Here is a 5,178-nt window from a genome sequence, read left to right as displayed (position 1 = left end):
GCCGCCGGCTTCGTCGAATGGCTGAACTCACCCGCCGCGCGGCGGGTGAGTTCAGCCATTCGACGAAGCCGGCGGCGGCCTTGCCGTGGGCGCTGTCCTTCAGGACCGCGGCGGGGTAGGCGACGTCGACGTTCTGCTTGTCGGGCACGACGACGGTGTCCACGCGGTCGCTTGCCGCGGCGTCGGTCGCGTAGACGAGGCCGGCGTCGGCCTCGCCCAGTTCGACCTTGCTGAGGGCGGCCCGCACGTTCGGTTCGTCGGAGACGCTGGTGACCTCGGCCTTCTGGCGGTCGAGGACTTCGCGGGCGTAGCGGCCCGCGGGCACCTCGGGTGCGGCGAGCACCACCTTGAGGCCGGGGCGGGCGAGGTCGGCGAGCCCGCCGACGCGTTCCGGGTTGCCCTTGGCGACGGCGATGACCAGCCGGTTGCGGGCGACGACCGCCGGATCGCCGGTGCGGCCGGCGAGGGTGTCCATGCTGTCGGTGTCGGCGGTGACGAGGACGTCGGCCGGTGCGCCCTGCCTGACCTGTGCGACGAGTTCCTGGGAGCCGGCGAAGGAGAAGCGGACGCGGGTGCGCTCGTGCTCCTTCTCGTACGCGGCGCCGGCGGTGCGCAGCACGTCGGTGAGGGAGGCGGCGGCGAGGACGGTGAGGCGGGTGTCGGCGCCGTCGGCCGTGCCGTCGCCCCCGCCGCCGCAGGCGGCCAGCGGGGCGGTGAGGAGGAGGGCGAGCGCGGCGCCGAGGAGGCGGCGGCGCGGGGGGCTGGCGTGCGGCACGGGGTCTCTTCTCGAACGAGGCGGCGGACGGCGGACGCGGTCAGGCGCGGTCGATGTGGACGTTGGTGGACTTCACGCGCGCGGTGGCGCGCATACCGACCTCCAGGCCCAGTTCCTCGACGGCCTCCCGGGTGAGCAGGGAGACCAGGCGGTGCGGGCCGGCCTGGATCTCCACCTGGGCGGCGACGTCGCCGAGCTTGACGGCGGTGACGATGCCGGGGAACGCGTTGCGAGCGGAGGTGTAGGGCTCGTCGTCGTCGGGGGCGCCCTGCTGGCCGAGTTCGACGGCGAACGCGGCCAGGTGGCGGCCGTCGATCATGCGGCGGCCGGACTCGTCGCGGTGGGTGGGGACGCGGCCGGCGTCGGCCCAGCGGCGCGCGGTGTCGGGGCTGACGCCGAGCAGCCGCGCGGCCTGGCCGATGGTGTAGGACTGCATGTGCGACACCATAAGCCCGATCGGATGGCATCTGCGCGAGTTCGAGGGCATCTCACATTGCAGACGCGCGCATGCTTGGAGGTTCGCACAGTCGCGCTCGGCGCCGGTTCGTCTGCGAGCGCGTTCGAACTTTGCGGGCAATTACACTCGTAGCGCAGGCTGTAACCGCTTTTTCGAGGGCTGGAGGCCCACCATGACCGGCTCACCCGTGGTGCTGGGCATCGAGTCGTCCTGCGACGAGACCGGCGCCGGGATCGTCCGTGACGGGAAGCTGCTGGGCCACGCGGTGGCGTCGAGCATGGAGGAGCACGCGCGCTTCGGCGGCGTGGTGCCGGAGATCGCCGCCCGCGCCCACGTGCACGCGATGCGGCCGGTCGTCGAGGAGGCGCTGTCGCAGGCCGGGCTGAAGCTGCGGGACGTCGACGCGGTGGCCGTCACCTCCGGGCCCGGCCTGGCCGGCGCCCTGCAGGTCGGCGTCGCCGCCGCGAAGGGCTACGCGTTCGCACTGGACGTGCCGCTGTACGGCGTGCACCACCTGGCCGGGCACGTCGCCGCCGACACGTTGGAGCACGGCCCGCTGCCGAACCCGTGCATGGTGCTGATCGTCTCCGGCGGCCACACCTCGCTGCTGCTCGTCCGGGACCTGGTCAAGGACCCGATCCTCCATCTGGGTGACACCCTCGACGACGCCGCCGGCGAGTGCTTCGACAAGGTCGCCCGCGTCTTCGGGCTGCCCTACCCGGGCGGGCCGGCGATCGACCGGGCGGCGCGGGACGGCGACCCGAAGGCCGTGCACTTCCCGCGTCCGCTGACCGGGCCGCGCGACGACCGGCACGCGTTCTCCTTCTCCGGCCTGAAGACCGCCGCCGCCCGCTGGGCCGAGCAGCACCGGGCCGCCGGTAGCGAGCTGCCCGTGGCCGACGGCGCCGCGTCGCTGCAGGAGGCGGTGGCCGACGTGCTCACCCGCAAGGCGGTCTCGGCGTGCCTGGAGCACGGCGTGGACACGCTGGTGGTCGTCGGCGGTGTGGCCGCCAACTCGCGCGTGCGTTCGCTGGCGCAACTGCGCTGCGAGAAGGCCGGCATCACGCTGCGGGTGCCGCCGCTGCGGCTGTGCACCGACAACGGCGCGATGATCGCCGCCGTCGGCGACCTGCTGGTGCGTTCCGGCGCCGAACCGGCCACGCTGGACCTGGCCGTCGACCCGTCCGCGCCGCTGGAGTACGCGGCGCTGAAGCCGTACCCGCTGCCGGCCGCCGCCGTCTGAGGCGGCCCGGCCGCCGGACCGTCCCGTCCCGGCGTCCCCACCGGCCCGCTCACGACCACTCGCCCGACCTGACCCACCGGAGACCACCGTGCGCACCGCCGAGATCCGCCGCCGCTTCCTCGACTACTTCGCCGAACGCGGGCACACCGTCGTCCCCAGCGCGCCGCTGCCGACACCGGACCCGACGCTGCTGTTCGTCAACGCCGGCATGGTCCCCTTCAAGCCGTACCTGGCCGGTGAGGACGTGGCGCCCTGGCCGCGTGCCGCCAGCGTGCAGAAGTGCGTGCGCACCCTGGACATCGAGGAGGTCGGCCGCACGACGCGGCACGGCTCGTTCTTCCAGATGAACGGCAACTTCTCCTTCGGGGACTACTTCAAGGAGGAGGCCATCGCCTACGCCTGGGAGCTGTCCACGGCGCCCGTCGACGCGGGCGGCTACGGTCTCGCCCCGGAGCGGATCTGGGTGACCGTGCACCACTCGGACGAGGAGAGCGCGGACATCTGGCGCCGCGTCGCCGACCTGCCGTCGGAGCGGATCGTCACCCGGGGCGACGAGGACAACTTCTGGTCGATGGGCGTGCCGGGCCCCTGCGGCCCCTGCTCCGAGCTGTACTACGACCGGGGCCCCGCCCTCGGCCGCGCGGGCGGCCCGGAGGTCGACGAGGACCGGTACATGGAGTTCTGGAACCTCGTCTTCATGCAGTACGAGCGCGGCCCCGGTCCCGGCAAGTCGGGCTACCCGATCCTCGGCGAGCTGCCGCGCCGCAACATCGACACCGGTATGGGCCTGGAGCGCATGGCCACCCTGCTCCAGGGCGTCGACAACCTGTACGAGATCGACGAGACCCGCCCGATCCTCGACCGCGCCGCCGAACTCACCGGTGTCCGCTACGGCGCCGAGCACGACGCGGACGTGCGGCTGCGGGTGATCGCCGACCACGTCCGCACCGGGCTGATGATGCTCGCCGACGGCACCTCGCCCGGCAACGAGGGCCGGGGCTACGTGCTGCGCCGCATCCTGCGCCGCGCGGTGCGGGCCGTGCGGCTGCTCGGCCACCAGGACCCGGCGCTGCCGGAGCTGCTGCCCGTCGCCCGCGACTGCATGGCGCCCAGCTACCCGGAGCTGACCGCCGACTTCGACCGGATCGCCCAGCAGGCGTACGGCGAGGAGGACGCGTTCCGCACGACGCTGCGGCAGGGCACGACCGTGCTGGACACCGCCGTCGCCAAGGCCCGCGACGAGGGCCGCCACACCCTGCCGGGCGCGCAGGCGTTCCTCCTGCACGACACGTACGGCTTCCCCATCGACCTCACCCTGGAGATGGCCGCCGAGCAGGGCGTCGACGTGGACCGCGAGGGCTTCACCGCGCTGATGAACGAGCAGCGCGAGCGGGCCCGCGCCGACGCGCGTTCCCGCAAGTCCGGCGCCGCCGACACCGCCGCGCTGCGCTCGGTGCTCGACGCCAACGGCCCGACGGACTGGCTGGCCTGGGAGAAGCTGGAGACGGAGTCCGTCGTCCTGGCGATCCTCGCCCCCACCGGGCAGCGGCCGGCCGCGTCCACCGGCGAGATCGTCACCGTCGTACTCGACCGCACCCCGTTCTACGCCGAGTCCGGCGGCCAGGACAGCGACGCGGGCGTGCTGACCGGCACCGCCTCCGAAGCCGAAGTCCTGGACGTGCAACGGCCGTTGCCGGGCCTTGTGGTGCACCAGGTGCGGGTCACCGCCGGTGAGCTGGCCGTCGGCGACACCGTCCGGGCCGCCGTCGACCCCGAGTGGCGGCTCGGCGCCCGCCAGGCGCACTCCGGCACCCACGTCCTGCACGCCGCGCTCCGCCAGATCCTCGGCCCCACCGCGCTGCAGGCCGGCTCCTACAACCGGCCCGGCTACCTGCGGCTGGACTTCCCCTGGCGCGGCGCCCTCGGCCCGACCACCCGCAGCGAGGTCGAGGAGGCCGCCAACCGGGCACTCCGCGCCGACCTGCCGGTGGGCGTGCGCTGGATGACGCTGCCGGAGGCCAAGGAGATCGGCGCGCTCGCCCTCTTCGGCGAGACGTACGGCGAGAAGGTGCGCGTCGTGGAGATCGGCGGCCCGTGGTCGCGTGAGCTGTGCGGCGGCACGCACGTCGAGCACGCCTCGCAGGTCGGCGTCGTCGCCGTCACCGGCGAGTCGTCCGTCGGCGCGGGCATGCGGCGCGTGGAGGCCGCCGTCGGCGTGGAGGGCTTCGGCTACCTCGCCCGGGAACGCGACCTCGTCGCCCGCATCGCCGAACAACTCCAGTCCCCCAAGGACCAGTTGCCCGAGCGCATCGCGACGCTGCTGGACCGGCTGAAGGCCGCCGACCGGCAGTCCGCCGAACTCCGCCGCAAGGAGGCCGCCGGCCGCGCCGCCGAACTCGCCGCCGCCGCCGTCGACGTCGACGGCACCCTCGCCGCGACGGGCACCCTCAGCGGCGACGGCGGCAGCGCCCGCGAACTCGCCCTCGCCGTCCGCGACCGTCTCGACGCCCGCGCCCCCGGCGTGGTCGCGATCGGCGCCGAGACCGACGGCAAGACGGCGCTGGTCGTCGCCGTCAACCGCGCCGCGAAGGACGCCGGCCTGTCGGCGGCCACCCTCGTCAAGGGCCTGCTCTCGGGTCGCGGCGGCGGCAACAACGACATCGCCCAGGGCGGCGGCATCCCCGCCACCGACCTCGCCCCCAC

4 protein-coding genes are annotated in these 5,178 nt (G+C 74.3%); 2 read left to right on the top strand and 2 right to left on the bottom strand.

The window, feature by feature from the left end; translation table 11 throughout:
- Window positions 1-775 (bottom strand): molybdate ABC transporter substrate-binding protein (gene modA / locus GL263_RS21055; protein WP_182857303.1); only part of this gene is annotated, 775 nt, incomplete at its 3' end.
- 40 nt (window positions 776-815) lie between these two features.
- Window positions 816-1,211, bottom strand: a complete 396-nt coding sequence (locus GL263_RS21050) for a TOBE domain-containing protein (RefSeq protein ID WP_182857302.1) — start codon at window positions 1,209-1,211, stop codon at window positions 816-818.
- 193 nt (window positions 1,212-1,404) lie between these two features.
- Here GL263_RS21050 and tsaD point away from each other — a divergent pair, with 193 nt between their 5' ends.
- Together tsaD and alaS are read left to right on the top strand one after the other, a co-directional pair.
- On the top strand, window positions 1,405-2,475 hold the full coding sequence (gene tsaD, locus GL263_RS21045) for a tRNA (adenosine(37)-N6)-threonylcarbamoyltransferase complex transferase subunit TsaD (RefSeq protein ID WP_182857301.1): 1,071 nt from the start codon (window positions 1,405-1,407) through the stop codon (window positions 2,473-2,475).
- Between the two features lie 88 nt (window positions 2,476-2,563).
- Window positions 2,564-5,178: alanine--tRNA ligase (alaS, locus tag GL263_RS21040; RefSeq protein WP_182857300.1), on the top strand; the 2,615-nt coding region annotated here is incomplete at its 3' end.

Origin of the sequence: Streptomyces durbertensis, assembly GCF_014156695.1 — a bacterium.
Taxonomy (GTDB): Bacteria; Actinomycetota; Actinomycetes; order Streptomycetales; family Streptomycetaceae; genus Streptomyces; species Streptomyces durbertensis.
This window is presented reverse-complemented; position numbering and strand designations above follow the sequence as displayed.